Annotated in this window: 16 protein-coding genes, 2 tRNA genes and 3 rRNA genes; 5 read left to right on the top strand and 16 right to left on the bottom strand. The window is 33.8% G+C overall.

The annotated features are described in order from the left end of the window. Positions 1 to 4: 4 nt before the first annotated feature. The 3 genes from fabG to gpmI are packed head-to-tail and all read right to left on the bottom strand — an operon-like array spanning position 5 to position 2,298. The gene (gene fabG, locus FBF02_RS02125) at positions 5 to 748 is read right to left on the bottom strand and encodes a 3-oxoacyl-ACP reductase FabG (RefSeq protein WP_168940566.1); all 744 of its coding nucleotides are present in this window, start codon (positions 746 to 748) and stop codon (positions 5 to 7) included. Next, complete coding sequence (locus FBF02_RS09195) at positions 738 to 836, bottom strand: hypothetical protein (RefSeq protein WP_002869268.1); 99 nt, start codon at positions 834 to 836, stop codon at positions 738 to 740. Before FBF02_RS09195 ends, fabG begins: the two co-directional genes overlap by 11 nt. After that, positions 820 to 2,298 carry a 2,3-bisphosphoglycerate-independent phosphoglycerate mutase gene (gene gpmI, locus FBF02_RS02120; protein ID WP_002858599.1) on the bottom strand — a complete coding sequence of 493 codons (1,479 nt, stop codon included), beginning with the start codon at positions 2,296 to 2,298 and terminating at the stop codon, positions 820 to 822. The genes FBF02_RS09195 and gpmI overlap by 17 nt, the downstream gene beginning before the upstream one ends. A 79-nt stretch (positions 2,299 to 2,377) precedes the next feature. Here gpmI and mraY point away from each other — a divergent pair, with 79 nt between their 5' ends. Together mraY and murD are read left to right on the top strand one after the other, a co-directional pair. Further along, a complete protein-coding gene (gene mraY, locus FBF02_RS02115; RefSeq protein WP_002858494.1) occupies positions 2,378 to 3,439 on the top strand; it encodes a phospho-N-acetylmuramoyl-pentapeptide-transferase in 1,062 nt (353 codons plus the stop codon). Further along, positions 3,439 to 4,647 carry a UDP-N-acetylmuramoyl-L-alanine--D-glutamate ligase gene (gene murD, locus FBF02_RS02110; protein WP_002858617.1) on the top strand — a complete coding sequence of 403 codons (1,209 nt, stop codon included), beginning with the start codon at positions 3,439 to 3,441 and terminating at the stop codon, positions 4,645 to 4,647. Before mraY ends, murD begins: the two co-directional genes overlap by 1 nt. Positions 4,648 to 4,842: 195 nt before the next feature. Here the strand turns inward: murD and rrf are convergent. The 7 genes from rrf to FBF02_RS02075 form a co-directional block, all read right to left on the bottom strand. Then, positions 4,843 to 4,959: ribosomal RNA gene (gene rrf, locus FBF02_RS02105) — 5S ribosomal RNA — on the bottom strand. Positions 4,960 to 5,224: 265 nt separating this feature from the next. Next, positions 5,225 to 8,131, bottom strand: a 23S ribosomal RNA gene (locus tag FBF02_RS02100). Positions 8,132 to 8,667: 536 nt separating this feature from the next. Continuing rightward, positions 8,668 to 8,744, bottom strand: a tRNA-Ile gene (locus tag FBF02_RS02095). An 8-nt stretch (positions 8,745 to 8,752) separates the two neighbouring features. Beyond that, positions 8,753 to 8,828, bottom strand: a tRNA-Ala gene (locus tag FBF02_RS02090). A gap of 102 nt (positions 8,829 to 8,930) precedes the next feature. Next, a 16S ribosomal RNA gene (locus FBF02_RS02085) occupies positions 8,931 to 10,443 on the bottom strand. Together the 16S, 23S and 5S rRNA genes with 2 tRNA genes alongside form the textbook arrangement of a ribosomal RNA operon. A 464-nt stretch (positions 10,444 to 10,907) precedes the next feature. Beyond that, positions 10,908 to 11,645, bottom strand: a complete 738-nt coding sequence (locus FBF02_RS02080; RefSeq protein WP_002868719.1) for a hypothetical protein — start codon at positions 11,643 to 11,645, stop codon at positions 10,908 to 10,910. Next, positions 11,638 to 12,864, bottom strand: coding sequence for a membrane protein (locus FBF02_RS02075; protein ID WP_002858667.1), 1,227 nt, complete (start codon positions 12,862 to 12,864; stop codon positions 11,638 to 11,640). Before FBF02_RS02075 ends, FBF02_RS02080 begins: the two co-directional genes overlap by 8 nt. Positions 12,865 to 12,991: 127 nt before the next feature. Here FBF02_RS02075 and FBF02_RS02070 point away from each other — a divergent pair, with 127 nt between their 5' ends. Then, a complete protein-coding gene (locus FBF02_RS02070; protein WP_002858665.1) occupies positions 12,992 to 13,576 on the top strand; it encodes a YigZ family protein in 585 nt (194 codons plus the stop codon). Positions 13,577 to 13,619: 43 nt separating this feature from the next. Here the strand turns inward: FBF02_RS02070 and FBF02_RS02065 are convergent, their stop codons facing one another. From FBF02_RS02065 to FBF02_RS02040, 6 genes are all read right to left on the bottom strand, one after another. Next, positions 13,620 to 14,003 (bottom strand): hypothetical protein, encoded by a 384-nt coding sequence (locus FBF02_RS02065; protein ID WP_002858752.1) that lies wholly within the window; start codon positions 14,001 to 14,003, stop codon positions 13,620 to 13,622. A 74-nt stretch (positions 14,004 to 14,077) separates the two neighbouring features. Continuing rightward, on the bottom strand, positions 14,078 to 14,413 hold the full coding sequence (locus FBF02_RS02060; protein WP_002859498.1) for a hypothetical protein: 336 nt from the start codon (positions 14,411 to 14,413) through the stop codon (positions 14,078 to 14,080). Beyond that, a complete protein-coding gene (locus tag FBF02_RS02055) occupies positions 14,403 to 15,980 on the bottom strand; it encodes an ABC-F family ATP-binding cassette domain-containing protein (protein ID WP_002858735.1) in 1,578 nt (525 codons plus the stop codon). Before FBF02_RS02055 ends, FBF02_RS02060 begins: the two co-directional genes overlap by 11 nt. 129 nt (positions 15,981 to 16,109) lie before the next feature. Then, complete coding sequence (locus tag FBF02_RS02050; RefSeq protein WP_002858688.1) at positions 16,110 to 16,526, bottom strand: hypothetical protein; 417 nt, start codon at positions 16,524 to 16,526, stop codon at positions 16,110 to 16,112. Between the two features lie 12 nt (positions 16,527 to 16,538). Then, positions 16,539 to 17,171, bottom strand: a complete 633-nt coding sequence (locus tag FBF02_RS02045) for a toxin-antitoxin system YwqK family antitoxin (RefSeq protein ID WP_002818736.1) — start codon at positions 17,169 to 17,171, stop codon at positions 16,539 to 16,541. Between the two features lie 8 nt (positions 17,172 to 17,179). Beyond that, positions 17,180 to 17,407, bottom strand: coding sequence for a superinfection immunity protein (locus tag FBF02_RS02040; protein WP_002858641.1), 228 nt, complete (start codon positions 17,405 to 17,407; stop codon positions 17,180 to 17,182). 168 nt (positions 17,408 to 17,575) lie between these two features. Between FBF02_RS02040 and FBF02_RS02035 the strand changes: the two genes are divergently transcribed. After that, positions 17,576 to 17,785: a transcriptional regulator gene (locus FBF02_RS02035; RefSeq protein WP_002858725.1), complete on the top strand. Its 210-nt coding sequence runs from the start codon at positions 17,576 to 17,578 to the stop codon at positions 17,783 to 17,785. 88 nt (positions 17,786 to 17,873) lie between these two features. Continuing rightward, positions 17,874 to 18,803, top strand: a complete 930-nt coding sequence (locus tag FBF02_RS02030; RefSeq protein WP_223209688.1) for a hypothetical protein — start codon at positions 17,874 to 17,876, stop codon at positions 18,801 to 18,803. The last annotated feature ends 1 nt before the right edge of the window (position 18,804 follow it).

Genomic DNA, 18,804 nt, shown 5'->3' with positions numbered 1-18,804 from the left:
TTCCTTACATATATAAACCACCATTGATCTTAAGCACATCGCCTGTCACATAAGAGGCATAATCACTAAGTAAAAACGCTACACAATTAGCTACTTCTTTAGGCTCTGCAAAGCGTTTTAAAGGGATATTATCTTGATAGGTTTGTTTGATTTCATTGCTTAAAACTTCAGTCATATCGCTTTTTATAAAACCTGGAGTTACGCAATTAAAGCGTAAATTTCTACTTGCTCCTTCTTTAGCAAAAGATTTAGTCATAGCTATCATTCCACCCTTACTAGCAGAATAATTTACTTGCCCAGCATTGCCCATTTCTCCGACAATAGAAGCGATATTTACAACAGCACCAAAGCGTTTTTTACTCATGGTTTTTAAAGCTTCTCTACAACCTAAAAAAGCTGAGCTTAAATTCGTATCCACAACGCCACTAAAGTCCTCTAATTTCATTCTTAAAGCAAGTTTATCATTTGTAACGCCTGCGTTATTTACAAGATAACTTAACTCTCCATCACTCTCAACTATAGTTTTTACGCCGTTTTCAAACTCATCTTCTTTGCTTGCATCAAATTTAATCACAGCAGCAACACCACCACTTGCAATAATTTCATCTTTTAAAGCATCTGCAAGTTCAGGTTTTGAACGATAATTGATCCAAACTTTAAGCCCAAAACCTGCCAAAGTTTTTGCGATAGAAGCACCTATTCCCTTACTTGCTCCAGTAATTAAAACATTTTTTCCACTAAATTTCATTATCTATCCTTAATAAGTTTAATTTTAAAAATTGCAATCTTAACAAATTTCTTATAAAAAAGGCAAACAAACTAAAATAAAGCCTCATTCATTTCTTTTGGAATTTCTAAGTCTAAAATTTTAAGCACGCTTGCAGCTATATTACTCAGCCCCATATTATCTTTAATCTTTGAAACTCCCCTTGCTTGCACAAAAACAAAAACATCAAAAGTGGTGTGATTGGTAAGCAAATTTCCTTTTTCATCTTGCATAGCCTCGCAATTTCCATGATCACTTGTAATGATAAAAGCATAATCATGCTTTTTTGCACATTCTAAAATCTCGCCTAAACAAGTATCCACCGCTTCAACAGCCTTTATAGTAGCATTAAAATCACCTGTATGTCCAACCATATCTCCATTTGCAAAATTTACCACTATAAAATCCTCACCCTTTTCTATGCCTTTTTTCACTGCATCACACACTTCAAAAGCACTCATTTGGGGTTTTTCATCATAAGTTTTTACCTTGGGGCTTGGGATTAAAACCCTTGTTTCATTTTCTAAAAGCTCTTCTTTTCCGCCATTAAAAAAGAAAGTTACATGGGCGTATTTTTCGGTTTCTGCGGTATGAAGCTGACTAAGCCCTGCTTTAGAAATCACTTGCGCTAAAGTATTTTCAATTTTTTCTTTTTCAAAAAGCACAGGGAGTTTAAATTTATCATCATAAACACTCATAGTAAGTAAATTTTCAAAGATTTTTTCGCGTTCAAACTCTTTAAAATCCTTAGAATTTAACACTTCAACAAGTTGTTTCATTCTATCATTTCTAAAGTTGATAAAGATAATGCCATCTTCTTCTCTCATGCCCTTGTAATTCTCATTTTGAGCTGCTTTGATAAACTCATCAGTAACATTTTCATCGTAAGATTTTTGTAGGTATTCTAATAAATTTGGCACTTTATAAGCCTTACCTAACAAGCACTCATAATACTCTTTTACCCTATCCCAACGCTTATCTCTATCCATAGCATAAAAACGCCCACAAAGCGTAGCAAAATGCACGCCTAAGTTTTCACAAAATTCTTTTAAATCTTTTATGAAATTTAAGCCACTTTTTGGACTTACATCACGCCCATCAGTGATTGCGTGAGCAAAAACTTCATTGCCATTTTTCGCACAAATTTCAAGCATGGCTTTAAAATGCGTATCCATAGAATGTACCCCGCCATCACTATAAAGCCCTATAATATGCACTCTTTTACATTTTGCTAAAAGTTTTTTTAAATTCTCATTTTTTTCAAGTTCTTTGTTTTCAATGGCTTTATTAATACGCACTAAATTTTGATAAATAATACGCCCACTTCCTATACACATATGCCCTACTTCACTATTTCCCATCTGCCCTTCTGGCAAACCTACAGCTAAACCACTCGTTTTTAGTAAAGAATTTGGGACTTCCTTAAAAAGCTTTTCATAACTTGGTTTTTTAGCTGCTTCAAAAGCATTAAACTTACTATTCTTATTATACCCTATTCCATCTGTAATAATTAAAACGCATTTTTGCTTCATTTTTCTCTCTTTTATAAGAATTTTTTTGGTTAGATTTTACTAAAATTAAACTTTTAAAAACCAAAAAGAAGGCTAGGTTTTGTATTATCTTTCAGATTTAAGTCATTATGCTTTTTTTACTTATATTAGTGTGCGTGCAGGATTTGCATTTTTTATCGCTTTATGTTTGTCTTTATTTTTAATGCCTAAATTTATTACTTGGGCAAAAGCTAAAAATGCTAGTCAACCTATTTACGAATACGCCCCAGAAACTCATAAAACCAAATGCCATACTCCAACCATGGGTGGGCTTATTTTCATCAGTTCTGCAGTAATCGCAAGTTTATTTTGTATCAAATTTGATAATATTTTTGCTATAAGTGCTTTACTTTGTTTGATACTTTTTTGTTTGATAGGACTCATAGATGATTTAGGCAAAGTTCTAAAAAAAGATAATCATTCAGGACTTAGTCCAAGAATGAAGCTTTTAGCACAAATCATCGCTGGACTTATCTGCATCTTACCTTTATATTTTAGTTCAGAGCTTAGCACGGAACTTTTTATACCTTTTTATAAACACCCTCTTTTTGATATGGAAATTTTTGCCATTGCTTTTTGGATTTTGGTTTTAATTTCTAGCTCTAATGCTGTAAATTTAACCGATGGACTTGATGGCTTAGCTACAGTTCCAGGCATTTTTTCTTTATCTACTTTAGGGATATTCTTATATTTGAGTGGAAATTTAAATTATAGTGAATATCTACTTTTGCCAAAAATTCAAGGACTTGGTGAAGTAGTGATTATTTGTGCAGCGCTAATTGGTGCTTTAATGGGATTTTTATGGTACAACTGTTATCCTGCACAAGTTTTTATGGGAGATAGTGGAAGTTTAGCTTTAGGTGGCTTTATAGGATTTTTAGCCGTTATTAGCAAAAATGAAATTTTACTTTTACTCATAGGTTTTGTTTTTGTTCTTGAAACTGTTTCTGTAATTTTACAAGTTGGAAGTTTTAAAATTTTTAATAAAAGAGTATTTAAAATGGCGCCTATTCATCATCATTTTGAAAAAGTTGGCTGGGTGGAAAATAAAATTATAGTGCGTTTTTGGATGATAGCCTTACTTTCAAATTTGCTTGCACTTGCATCAATAAAGCTAAGATAATGAAAATTTCACTTTTTGGATACGGAAAAACCACACGTGCTATTGCTGAAAATTTAGTAGATAAATTTGGACCTTTTGATATTTATGATGATCATTTTACAGAAACAAAAAAAGATACACTAGGAAATTTACTTTTAAATCCTAATGATTTTGATGATAATTTAAGCGATATTGAAATTCCTAGTCCAGGTTTTCCACCAAAGCACAAACTCATTCAAAAAGCAAAAAATTTACAAAGCGAATATGACTTTTTTTATGATATCATGCCAAAATCCGTTTGGATAAGCGGAACCAATGGCAAAACCACCACCACACAAATGGCTACACATTTATTATCACACATTGGTGCTGTTATGGGTGGAAATGTTGGAACTCCTTTAGCAGAGCTTAATCCTTATGCAAAACTTTGGATACTTGAAACTTCATCTTTTACCCTACACTACACTCATAAAGCTAAACCTGAAATTTATGCACTTTTACCTATAAGTCCTGATCATCTTTCTTGGCATGGAAGTTTTGATAATTATGTTCAAGATAAGCTAAGCGTTTTAAAAAGAATGAATGAATGTGATGTAGTAATACTGCCTAAAATTTATGCAAATACTCCAACAAAAGCTCATAAAATAAGCTATGAAGATGAAAAAGATCTAGCTGTTAAATTTGGCATTGATACGGAAAAAATTTCCTTTAAAAGTCCTTTTTTACTCGATGCTATCATGGCTTTAGCTATAGAAAAAATTTTACTTGATACTTTAAGCTATAAGCTTTTAAATAGCTTTGTAATGGAAAAAAATAAACTCGAAGAGCTTAAAGACAGTCAAAATAGGCTTTGGGTAAATGACACTAAAGCTACAAATGAAAGTGCTGTAATGGCTGCACTTAGTCGCTATAAAGATAAAAAAATCCATCTTATCATAGGGGGAGATGATAAGGGTGTAGATCTTAGCAATTTATTTGATTTTATGAAAGGATTTGATATAGAACTCTATGCTATAGGTATTAGTACCGAAAAAATGCTTGATTATGCAAAAAAAGCGAATTTGAAAGCCTATAAATGCGAAGTTTTATCTAAAGCTGTAAATGAAATTTCAAATCACTTAAGAGTCAATGAAGTAGCTCTTTTAAGTCCCGCTTGTGCAAGTTTAGATCAGTTCAACTCTTACGCAGAGCGTGGAAAAGTCTTTAAAGAATGTGTGAATAAAATTTAATTTATTTTACTTTTCATAGAAAATTTTAAATTTTATCCTTCTAGTATTTTCAAACCCCTAAAAACACCCTATTCTCTCTAAAAACCCTAACCAGCAGCAAACTCTTTTTTAAACACGATTCTAAGTATCATCTAAAACAACAATAAAAATAAACATAGGATTTATATATAAAGTAAGTAATGAAGACATTTAACAAGTCCGCAATGAGCTACTTTCCCCCTGCCAGTAAGGCGTAGTATCATCACCCACGATGTGCTTAGCTTCTTGGTTCGGGATGGAGCAAGGCGTTTCCACATCTGTATAATCACGGACATTGTTATTTAAATATTCTTTGAAAGACTGAATTTAAGAATAAAGCCTAATCTTTTATTTCTTTACTTTTTTCTTTATTCTCTTTCTTCTTTTATTTTTCTTTCTTCTTTACTTATCTTTGATAAGTCTTTATATAGAATACTTAAAAAACAATGTTAAGAGCAAGTTTTAATACAAACTCTACTTGAAAGATTTCTATTAAACTCTAAATATTATCTATATTCAAAGTCTTCTAAAAACCTTAACAAGGAAGTGATGCTTTATTAAAGATAAGCCAAACGCTCTATTAGTACTGGTCAGCTAAAGGACTTTCATCCATTACACACCCAGCCTATCAAACTAGTAGTCTTCTAGAGAGCTTAGAGAAGATTCATCTTAGAGTTGGCTTCACGCTTAGATGCTTTCAGCGTTTATCCTTTCCAAACTTAGCTACGCTGCGATGCTCTTGGCAGAACAACAGCTACACCAGTGGTTTGTTCAACCCGGTCCTCTCGTACTAGGGTCAAATCTCTTCAATCTTCTTACGCCCACGGCAGATAGGGACCGAACTGTCTCACGACGTTCTGAACCCAGCTCGCGTACCGCTTTAAATGGCGAACAGCCATACCCTTGGGACCTGCTCCAGCCCCAGGATGCGATGAGCCGACATCGAGGTGCCAAACCTCCCCGTCGATGTGAGCTCTTGGGGGAGATCAGCCTGTTATCCCCGGGGTACCTTTTATCCTTTGAGCGATGGCCCTTCCACACAGAACCACCGGATCACTAAGACCGACTTTCGTCTCTGCTTGACTTGTATGTCTTGCAGTTAAGCTGGCTTATACCTTTATACTCTACGAACGATTTCCAACCGTTCTGAGCCAACCTTTGTAAGCCTCCGTTATTATTTGGGAGGCGACCGCCCCAGTCAAACTACCCACCAGACATTGTCCCACTTGAGGATAACTCAAGCTGGTTAGCTACCCAAATAAGAAAGAGTGGTATCTCAACAATGGCTCATATACAACTGGCGTCATATACTCAAAGCCTCCCACCTATCCTGCACATTCTTATCCAAGTAGCAGTGTCAAGCTGTAGTAAAGGTCCACGGGGTCTTTCCGTCTTGCCGCGGGTAGGAGGAATTTTCACCTCCACTACAATTTCACTGGATCCCTCTTTGAGACAGCTCCCATCTCGTTACGCCATTCATGCAGGTCGGTATTTAACCGACAAGGAATTTCGCTACCTTAGGACCGTTATAGTTACGGCCGCCGTTTACTCGGGCTTCGATCAAGAGCTTCGCTAATGCTAACCCCATCAATTAACCTTCGAGCACCGGGCAGGCGTCACACCCTATACATCCTCTTACGAGTTAGCAGAGTGCTGTGTTTTTGGTAAACAGTCGGGAGGGACTCTTTGTTGTAAGTTTCCTTGCTTTCGGAGTAAATCCTAATACAAAGCTAACCACACCTTATACCGAAGATACGGTGCTATTTTGCAGAGTTCCTTAAAGAGAGTTCTTCCACGCGCCTTAGAATACTCATCCCACCCACCTGTGTCGGTTTACGGTACGGGCAACATTAGCTAAACTTAGAAACTTTTCTTGGCTCGACGGCATCAGGGGTTCTTCTATCCATCCGAAGACTTCAAAAAGCCTTTCAGTTCTCGGAGTATTGTTATACGGATTTGCCTGTATAACCTCCTACGACCTTAGACTAGCACTTCCATCCGCTAGCCCCCTTAGCCCTAAGCGTCCTTCCATCGCACACTAATGTTGGTATTGGAATATTAACCAATTTGCCATCGTCTACCCCTTTCGGACTCGACTTAGGACCCGACTAACCCTACGATGACGAGCATCGCGTAGGAAACCTTGGGTTTACGGCGTTAATGATTCTCACATTAATTATCGCTACTCATGCCTGCATGCTCACTTCTATTCGCTCCAGCACTCCTTACCGGTATACCTTCGACGCAAATAGAACGCTCTCCTACCACTTAGTAAACTAAGTCTACAGCTTCGGTACTTACTTTAGCCCCGTTATATTTTCCGCGCAAAATCACTAGACCAGTGAGCTATTACGCTTTCTTTAAAGGATGGCTGCTTCTAAGCCAACCTCCTGGTTGTTTAAGTAACTTCACATCGTTTTCCACTTAAGTAAGACTTAGGGACCTTAGCTGGTAGTCTGGGTTGTTTCCCTCTTGACGACGGATTTTATCACTCGCCGCCTGACTGCTGTGATTACATATAAGGTATTCGGAGTTTGATAGGGTTTGGTACATTGGTGTATGCCCTAGCCCATTCAGTGCTCTACCCCCTTATATTACGACACAACGCTATACCTAAATATATTTCGGAGAGAACCAGCTATCACGAAGTTTGATTGGCCTTTCACCCCTATCCACAAGTCATCCCGGGGCTTTTCAACGCCTATGGGTTCAGTCCTCCACTAGTTCTTACACTAGCTTCAACTTGCTCATGGATAGATCACTTCGTTTCGGGTCTGCAGCATCTGACTAAGCGCCCTATTCAGACTCGCTTTCGCTACGGCTTCGCGTTTGCTTAACCTTGCCAGACACCACAACTCGCAGGCTCATTATGCAAAAGGCAGTCCATCACCCTGTATTGCTACATAGGGCTCTGAATGATTGTAAGCAAATGGTTTCAGGTTCTATTTCACTCTGATCACCTCAGTTCTTTTCACCTTTCCCTCACGGTACTTGTGCACTATCGATCTGGTATTAGTATTTAGGGTTGGATCGTGGTCGACCCGGATTCAGACAGGATTCCTCGTGTCCCGCCCTACTCAGGATACTGCTAGCTAAGGTTTGTTTTTCGCATACGGGACTATCACCCTCTATGGTTATACTTTCCAGAATGTTCTGCTAAACTTACCTCTTGCATATTGCAGTCCTACAACCCCCAGTGCAAGCACTGGGTTTGCCCTCTTGCGCTTTCGCTCGCCGCTACTGACGCAATCTCTATTGATTTCTTTTCCTGAGGGTACTAAGATGTTTCAATTCCCCTCGTTCGCTCCTATATAGGTAATGTATATCTCTATACATTGGGTTGCCCCATTCGGAAATCTACGGATCAAAGCTTCTTGACAGCTCCCCGTAGCTTATCGCAGTCTAGTACGTCCTTCATCGCCTTTACCAGTCAAGGCATCCACCATTCGCTCTTAGTAGCTTACCTTTTTTACCTTTTATTATTGATTCTAAAACGCATCACTTCCTTGTTAAAGTTTTTATGATAAGACTTCTTTATCTTAAGACGGAAAGCATTCAAACACTTAATATAAAACTAAATGATTTAGTCTCAACTAAGCTGTGAGTTTGAAACTTGTCTTTAATTTATAATCCTTAAATCTAATATTCTCTTTATTCATAGAAATAAAGACAGCTAAAAGTTAAGTTAAACTAAAGAAAAGATAAATAGGTTTTATCCTTTAACAAGTCCTGTAAAATTGTTTTTATTAAAACTTGCTTGTGACTCTTAACAATGATAATTAAAAAGAACATTAGGTTTAAAACCTAAAGGAAGTATATATATTAATATAATCATTATAAATATAAATACATAATGTATATGTTATTTATATCTATCTAAAGTATATTCTTTTATAGCTAAAGATAAAAATAAATCTAAGTATTTAGAGTTTATATTTTATATTTAATCTACTTTATATACTTGCTTTAGATTTTAAAGCTTCTTTATTCAAATCTTTTTTATGGTGGGCCTAACAAGACTTGAACTTGTGACCTCACCCTTATCAGGGGTGCACTCTAACCAGCTGAGCTATAGGCCCTTAATAAATGGTGGAGAATAGCGGGATCGAACCGCTGACCTCCTGCGTGCAAAGCAGGCGCTCTCCCAGCTGAGCTAATTCCCCATAAACAATTAGCTTTATCATCAATCTTTGAAATCTAAACAAGAATCAATTGAGTTTATATATTGAAGTAATAGTTGTGAGACTTATTACTTTGTACTCTAGAAAGGAGGTGATCCAACCGCAGGTTCTCCTACGGTTACCTTGTTACGACTTCACCCCAGTCGCTGATTCCACTGTGGACGGTAACTAGTTTAGTATTCCGGCTTCGAGTGAAATCAACTCCCATGGTGTGACGGGCGGTGAGTACAAGACCCGGGAACGTATTCACCGTAGCATGGCTGATCTACGATTACTAGCGATTCCGGCTTCATGCTCTCGAGTTGCAGAGAACAATCCGAACTGGGACATATTTTATAGATTTGCTCCACCTCGCGGTATTGCGTCTCATTGTATATGCCATTGTAGCACGTGTGTCGCCCTGGGCATAAGGGCCATGATGACTTGACGTCGTCCACACCTTCCTCCTCCTTACGAAGGCAGTCTATTTAGAGTGCTCGGCCGAACCGTTAGCAACTAAATACGTGGGTTGCGCTCGTTGCGGGACTTAACCCAACATCTCACGACACGAGCTGACGACAGCCGTGCAGCACCTGTCTCTAAGTTCTAGCAAGCTAGCACCCTCTTATCTCTAAAAGGTTCTTAGGATATCAAGCCCAGGTAAGGTTCTTCGCGTATCTTCGAATTAAACCACATGCTCCACCGCTTGTGCGGGTCCCCGTCTATTCCTTTGAGTTTTAATCTTGCGACCGTACTCCCCAGGCGGTACACTTAATGCGTTAGCTGCATTACTGAGATGACTAGCACCCCAACAACTAGTGTACATCGTTTAGGGCGTGGACTACCAGGGTATCTAATCCTGTTTGCTCCCCACGCTTTCGCGCCTTAGCGTCAGTTGAGTTCCAGCAGATCGCCTTCGCAATGGGTATTCTTGGTGATATCTACGGATTTTACCCCTACACCACCAATTCCATCTGCCTCTCCCTCACTCTAGACTATCAGTTTCCCAAGCAGTTTAATGGTTAAGCCATTAGATTTCACAAGAGACTTGATAATCCGCCTACGCGCCCTTTACGCCCAGTGATTCCGAGTAACGCTTGCACCCTCCGTATTACCGCGGCTGCTGGCACGGAGTTAGCCGGTGCTTATTCCTTAGGTACCGTCAGAATTCTTCCCTAAGAAAAGGAGTTTACGCTCCGAAAAGTGTCATCCTCCACGCGGCGTTGCTGCGTCAGGGTTTCCCCCATTGCGCAATATTCCCTACTGCTGCCTCCCGTAGGAGTCTGGACCGTGTCTCAGTTCCAGTGTGACTGATCATCCTCTCAGACCAGTTAAGCGTCATAGCCTTGGTAAGCCATTACCTTACCAACTAGCTGATACTATATAGTCTCATCCTACACCGAAAAACTTTCCCTACTCAACTTGTGTTAAGCAGGAGTATAGAGTATTAGCAGTCGTTTCCAACTGTTGTCCTCTTGTGTAGGGCAGATTAACTATACCTTACTCACCCGTGCGCCACTAATCCACTTCTAGCAAGCTAAAAGCTTCATCGTTCGACTTGCATGTATTAGGCACGCCGCCAGCGTTCACTCTGAGCCAGGATCAAACTCTCCATAAAAAATTATAGATAGTTTAATCTTTTTCTTCAAAGAAAAAGTTATGAAAGATTAAAAGAAAAGTTTTTAATCTTTTTAATTATTAGATTGAATAGATTTTACATAATTGCTTATGCCTAAATCTGTTCTGGCTCAATCGATCACTTATTTAGATTTCAAAGATTGACTAATAAGATTTGAATAACAATACTAATTTAAAAGAACAAAACAAAAAATCATTTTTAAAAGAAAAGTTTTTAAATTAAAAAACAAGATTTATAAAAAAGCTTTTAGTTTATAAGACAAAAACCAAAAGAGTTAATTTATAAAATCTACTAAGCTAGTGAAACTTTATAATTTAAAAGATTTTAAGTCCTTTTTTCAAAAAAGGAAATGAAAGTATAACCAATTAAACTTAAAAGGGGATTAAATAAAGGATTAAATAGTATAAATATTTGTGTAAGTATTTATATAAGTATAATGGGGGCTATATTTTAGAGCACTCGTAATTTTTATTTTTTATATTAACAAATTGACTTTTAAGTGTTTTAAAATCTGGAATATAAACATAACCGCTAAGCGTATCTATAACGATACAAAGAGCATGCTTTTTTGATAACAAACGTATAATGCAATCTGAATTATTCTTTGCTAAAGTTTTTTCATAGGCATAATTGGCATTTTTTAACGGAGAATACACTCTGCCCATTTCATCAAATACTAATCTAGTAAATCCTGAACAAGATCCTTTGAATTCAACCTTTTCTATTCCGAATCTTTTTGTAAGATTAAATCTTTGTGTAGTTTTTTCATCATCTTTACTAATAACTCCACTTTGACCTGAATTCATTAATTTGTTATGATTGATTACATCAACAGCAATTTCTCTATCTATATTGATTTCAGTTTTACCTAAATTAGCATTTCCATCGCCATTTTTATCCAAGAAAATAGTATATGTTTGATCATAACCTGTGGCAGCTGATTTTATAAAATAAATCTGCCATTTACTTTTAAACCACTCTCTTTTTGCAATAGTCAACTCATCAACTCTTATACCTTCTTGCATCATGGCTAAACTTTGGGTATATTGGATATCATTAAGAATTTGTATCGCACCTTCTAGTAGATTGTCTTTTTTTAAGTAAAGACTGCCTAAATTAAAAACTATACCTAAAATGAGAATTATAAACACAAATTCCAACAAACTGAAAGCTTTAATCATAGTTTAAAATCTGATATACTTTTTCATATTTTCCAAGTTTTACTTTAACAATTTTTTTGTCCATATCATGCTTATCGGCTTGTTTTAAAGCTTTTAAATAAAACTTATTGCTATTTTTTATTCCATAAAATCGCAATCTTTTTTGCAAACTTGGGGCTGTTGCAAGCTCTAAAACATCTTGTTTTTTTAATTCTAGTGCCAATTCTTTAGCAAAATGATAATTATTGGCAAAATGACGATTTGGATTGTTTATAAAATAATACAATAATTGATTAGCGACGATTAAAAAGTAACAAAATATCAAAAAAATTATAGAACATTCTATAAAGATTTTATACCTTAATCGAAAAACTAGTAATCTCACCCTATAACTTTGCATTAAAGTTTTTATAAGCAAAGGAGTGCAAATAACACAAAAAGGCAAAAAATCATCTAAAAAAAGTTTTTGTCTTAAAGAAAGCAACAAACAAAATACAAATGTTACGCTCATTAAAAACCATAATAAATTTTTATATTTTTGAAAAGTCAAACGATAAATAGTATAAAAAAAATACACAAAAACCAAAGGAGAAAAACATGCAGCAAAAATTCCTAAGGTATCTAAAAAATAACCTCTTGGACGACCACCTGTATCAAAACCATAAAAACTGATACTCGCTCCAAACAAAACAAGAGATAAGGTAAATAAAATAGCATTTCTTTTATAAATCCCAAAAAAGAAAAAAGTTAAAAATAAAATATTAAAAGATTTATCAACAAATAATACTATAATCAATAATATATAAAAAAGCCATTTTTTTTCATATTCGTAAGCACATAATATAGCAAGGGTTAAAAAAATCACCAAAGATGCGGCATTAACCAGTAAAGCACTTGCAACAGTACCCGGCAATAAAACAAATAACAATAAAGAAAAAAAAGCATCAATTTTAGTTTTAGTATATTTTAAAGCTAGCAAATACAAAAGCAAACAACTTAAAAAATGAAAAAATAAAAAAGGAAGCCTTAAACCAAAATCATTTTGCCCAAAAATAAAAGTTCCAAAATGAGATATATAATAAAGCAAACTATGAGAAAAAATAAGTGATTTACCCTGCTCACCAAAATAAATATCAGCTTCATCAGCACTAATACTCAGTGTTGAAGTTCCATAAAGCAAAGCCAACAAATCAAGACTAAGTAAAATGATGATAAGTTTATAATTTTTGATTTTTTCCATAATGAAAATTTTACAAAATTAAACTTAAAATATCAATGCAAATCATACAAATATCAAATATCTTAAAAATTAACATCAAATTGATTTTAGTTTTTATAAGTATAATTTTAAATAAAAGAAGGCAAAAATGCAAACTATTGATCAAATTTTTCAAACACAAATCGATATTAAAAAATCTACTTTCTTATCTTTTCTTTGCCCTTTTAAAGATTTTAAATTTTTAATAGAAACACTAAAAAAAGAACATCCAAAAGCCGTTCATTTTGTCTATGCTTATCGTGTTTTAAATGATTTCAATCAAATTGTAGAAGATAAAAGTGATGATGGAGAGCCTAAAGGAACTTCTGGAATGCCAACTTTAAATGTTCTAAGGGGCTATGATCTTATCAATGCGGCTTTAATCACTGTAAGATATTTTGGCGGTATAAAACTTGGTACAGGGGGACTTGTAAGAGCTTATAGCGATGCAGCAAATGCTGTGATAAATAATTCTTCTTTACTTTCATTCGAATTGAAAAAAAATACAACCATTGCTATTGATTTAAAAAATTTAAATCGTTTTGAACATTTTTTAAAAACTTATTCTTTTAATTTCACAAAAGATTTTAAGGATTGCAAAGCTATATTACATATCAAATTAAATGAAAAAGAGGAGCAAGAATTTGAAATTTTTTGTAAAAATTTTGCACCTTTTGAAATAGAGAAATTATAAATTCTTGCAAGTAAATATAAAAGCTCCAAAATGGAGCTTTTGATTAAATTGCGTTCAATAAATCATTTAACAAAGTATTATTCTTACTTTGTTCATTTGCACCTTGTTGTGTAAGATCATTATGAACGCTAGCACTTTGAGCTCTCATAGACAGCTCGCCTTCATTTTGTCTAAAACGATAAGCGTAAACATTTGACATTTGAGCATAATTACTTAAATTTGAATTTGAGTTTTGCGCATTGCTTTGAAAACTACTGCTAGAATTTAAAGCATCTCCGCTTGACTTCTCATCCGCCTTATTTAACATATCCATAAAATCAGAATCTCCAGATGAAGAATAATCTTCAATCTGTTTATCCACCTGTTTATACTGACCACTAATAGCATCGTATTCATACGAGCTAATCGTTCTATAATTTACCTGCATAGTTTTCTCCTTTCAAAATATGCAAAAACTATACAAGCAAAAAGCGTTCCTTTTTATGTAAAAATTAATGTTTTTTAATCATGGTGAGTAGGCAAATGCTCCACATCAAGCTCATTGTTGGCTATAAATTCCTCCTTGGCTTTTTTACAGTTTTCATCACGCATTTTGCGGTATTCATTGCGAATGGTGATTTCTTTATCGCTTAGAGGTCTATCTTCTAAAAAACTGATATGAAAATAAGTATCATCGCTCTTTGAATAAGTTTTATAAAAATCTATATAGTCAAAATAATCCTTGCCATTATCAAACTCTACGACCTCTTCTATATAAATCGTAGGTCCAAAACCCTTGTGATTTTGCGTATAGTGCCCAAAACCTGCGCTGTATTGAATTCTAAATTTAGCCATCATTTTCTCCTAAAAATTCTTGATAAGTTCCACGAAAATCCGTAAGCTTACCATTTTCTAAATGCCAAATTCTATTAGCAAAAGCAGAAACTAACTCCCTATCGTGGCTGATACAAAGCACTACACCTTTGAAATTATACAAAGCTTCACCTAGTGCAATAATACTTTCAAGATCTAAATGGTTATCAGGCTCATCTAAAAGCAAGAAATTTGGACGCTCTAGCATTAAACGAGAAAGCATTAAACGGTGTTTTTCACCCCCACTTAAACTTGCTGCCATCTTTTCTTGATCACTGCCACTAAAAAGCATTCTACCTAAACACTTACGGATTTCATCTAGATCTTTAAATTTTTCACTCATCAACCATTCATAAAGTTTCAAATTTTCACAAATTAAATTACTTGTATCTTGAGGAAAATATCCAAGCTCTATAGTTGCCCCAAGATGTATGGATCCACTATCTGGACTTATAGCATGGGCGATGATTTTTGCCAAAGTACTTTTGCCCACACCATTTGCCCCAATCAAAGCGATTTTATCATTTTTTTCTATTTTTAGCTCCAAATTTGAAAACAATTGTTTATCATAAGCCTTGCCTATACCTTTAATTTCTAAAACTTCATTACCTATTTCACGATTAGTTCTAAATACTATACTAGGATCTCTACGGCTTGAAATTTTAATCTCTTCAAGCTCTAGTTTTTCAAGCGCCTTAGCACGGCTTGTGGCTTGTTTTGCTTTAGAAGCATTTGCACTAAAACGGCGAATGAAATTTTCTAATTCTTCTCTTTCTTTTAAGGTTTTATCGCGTTTAAGCTCAGCTTGTTTTGCCAAAAGCGTTGAAGCCATATACCAATCATCATAATTTCCCGCAAAATCACGAATTTGTTTAAAATCCACATCCAAAATCCTTGTGCAAATTTTATTTAAAAAATGCCTATCATGAGAGATGACAACCAAAGTTCCTTCATGTCTTAAAAGTTCATTTTCAAGCCAAGAAATCGCCTCTAAATCAAGGTTATTTGTAGGCTCATCTAAAAAAAGCGCATCGGCACCTAAAAACAAAACTTGAGCTAACAAAACTTTAAATTTATCCGCACTTTGTAAGGTGCTCATTAAAGCATCGAAATCTTTAATCTTTAAAGAACTTAAAATTTTTTCACAACGTGTTTCACAATCATAATTTGGATCTTCTTCAGCCGTTATTATCTCAAGCTCACCTAAACGCTCATTGATCTCATCAGTAAATTCCTCGCTCATATAAAGCTTTTCTTTTTCTTTTAAGGCCTCATATAAACGCTTATTTGCACACATCACTGCATCTTTGATGGTGTAGTTTTCAAAAGCAAATTGATCCTGTCCTAAAACTGCGATTTTCAAGCCTTCATCAAATACTATTTCACCACTACTTGACTCAATTTCTCCTGAAAGAATTTTCAAAAAAGTCGATTTTCCCGCACCATTAGCACCGATAAGTCCGTATCTTTGTCCTCGAACAAGTTTTAAATTAACATTTTCAAATAAAAGCTGATTTGCAAAACGCATAGTAAGATTTTTTACTTCAACCATGATTTTCCTTAAATTTTTTACTTATAAAAATTTTTAAGAAATTGTATCAAAAAAAGACTTGAAATTAATTGAGTATAAAATATTAGTAAGTCATGAAATTAATTCTATTGACTTACTTTAATAAAAATATTATTGGAAATCTCCATTGATATAAGTTATATCTGTAATTTTCACTTGATTTATGTTAGAAACCTTATAAACAACACTCCAAAGACCTTTTCTCTGTTCCCCTTTTAATGCAGCATTAATCGTAGCCATACAAGAATCAAAATTAAGATCAAAATTTGAAATGGAATTAACTTCGATCATATCAGTGTAATTTACCATTCCATCATGCTTGGCTATTTCCTTGAGGCCTTTTGCATAATCTTCATAATCAATCCCTTGGGCTTTAAGTCCGGATAATTCATAAAGATTTTTAAAAATTTCACTAGGAATTTTTTCTTTAAGATTTGAAACAACTGCCGTATTATCACATTTGTCTAATGAGTTGGCCTGAAGCAAGGCAAACCCCATTAAGAAAAATAAAATTACTTTTTTAAACATATCTAAACTCCTCTAATTTTTAGGTTTTGCTACTAAAATACCATTTTTATATTCTTCTTCTCTTACAATCTCCCCTTTTTTATATTCTCTAAAGACTCCATTTTTAAGTCCATTTTTATAATTTTCTTCGTCTTCTAAGGCGCCATTTTCATCATAACGCTTTTGTACTCCATCAAATTTACCTTTATTATCAAAATTATAATCACACATTAAAGTTCCATTTTCATAATATTCCTTGTAATTACCTTCAAATTCTGGCATACCATCTTCATTATAGCCAAGTAGTTTTCCCTTTGCTCTCATATTTCCATTCTCATAATAGCTTGCAAAATCACCATATCCGCGATTATCTTTAAAATGCACCTCCTCAAGTAATTGCCCATTTCTAGAATATTCCCTGCTAATTCCATCTTTTTTTCCATTTTTATAATTTTCTTCAGCTCTTAGCTGACCATTGTCATAAAAAGCTCTTTTTAACCCATGTATTCTTGAATCTTTATTATAGGGAATTTCTTCTTTTAAATTTCCATTTGGATATTTGTTTTGCTGAACTCTAGCCACATCGCTAGGTTGTCCAGGAAAATCACTTCCACAACCACTTAACAACATCGCAATTAAACTACAAATGCTTAAAAATTTTGTCATTTTTTCTCCTATTTCTCATTTTTTTCTTTAATAATAATAGTTTGCTTAAAACTTCCCGTAAAAGACCATATTAAACAAACAAGCCAAACAATAATAGTCCAACCAAAAAACAAATTTAGCAAAGAAATTATCAGCCAATTAGAATGCTTTCTGCTCAAACCAATAATAGCGGGCAACATGTATAATATAAACAATAATATTGTTACAAAAATAGACCCGCCACTTGCACCTTCCATGTAATTCTCCTTAAATAAAAATTTTATAAAAACTATTATTCCATACTATAACTTAATTAATATTGAAATATTAAATATATTTTATATAAAAGATTGAATATTTCAAGTGTTTTTAATAAAGAAATTTTAATGTAAAATTTTTTAAAGGCTAAATTTTTAAGGTAAAAAATGACAAAAAAGAGCAAGCGTGATATGGCATATGAACTAGACATTGATGTTAGCACTTTATATAATTGGAGAAAATATAAACCCAATTTATATCGTATTGTTATGCTTGGCTTTAAATTTGATGAACTTTTAGATAATAGCAAAAAAACTCATGAAGAATTACTCCATATAGAACAAACCATACAAGATGAAATTGCTAAATTTAAATAAAATCCGCTTTTAAGCTTTTTTCTATACAATTATCACTTTTATTAAAATCAAGGATTTGATAATGTTTTTATTAGATTTTTTAATATCATTGAGTTTTATTTTTGAAATTTCAGCACTTGTATTATCCTTTTACTTTAAAAATTCAAAAATTTTCTTTTTAACTTTAGTGCTATTAGGAGCCAAGTTGCCTTATTTTTATACAAGTTTTTTTCAAGCTAATTTATTTGTAGCTTTATTTTTACCTATGATTTTTACTCTATTTTGCGTTGGAAAACATCATGTTTTAATTTTAAATAAAAAAAATATCGCTTCAATTACAACCCTTATTTTTATAGGCATTTTAAGTATCATTTTACCTAGAAATACTACTTTTAATAGTGCTGGTTTAGAATTTCATTTTATTGCATTAGATTTTTTTAAACCTGTGAGTGAATTAGGATTTTTATTTTTTTTAGTCGGCTTAATACTCATTTTTATCAAAACCTTTAAAACTAAAGAATATTATCTTCTTATCGCATTTTTTACTGCGTATTTTCAATTTTTATTCCAAGAAGGAGCAGGAATAAGATATTTTGAATTTGCAAGTTTGGTTTTTTGTTTTTATCTTTTAAATCACGCTTATAGGTTAGCTTTTTTTGACACCTTAACAAAGCTACCCAATGAAAAAAGCCTTACACGCTTTACAAAAGGAAAAAACAACTATATCATTGCCTTGCTTCATTTTAATGAACTAAAAGATACCAAAGAAAGCTATACCAAACTCATTTTAAAACAAATTGCAAAAATTTTAAAACGCTTTAGAGCAAAAATTTTTATCGTAGAAAATGATTTTATTTTAATTTTTAATGATAAAAATCAAGCTTTAAATCATCTTGCTTTTTTAGAATCCACCTTGAAAAACACGGAATTTAATTTAGAAAATGAAAATTTTAAACCGGATTTTAAATTGATTTGGCAAGAAAGTGAAGAAAATTTGGATAAAAATTTACAAAGTCTAAGAGCAAGACTCTTAGACTAAA

The organism is Campylobacter sp. CFSAN093226 (genome assembly GCF_012897595.1).
Taxonomy (GTDB): domain Bacteria; phylum Campylobacterota; class Campylobacteria; order Campylobacterales; family Campylobacteraceae; genus Campylobacter_D; species Campylobacter_D jejuni.
The sequence above is the reverse complement of the archived record's forward strand: the minus strand, read 5'-3'. Positions and strand labels throughout refer to the sequence as shown.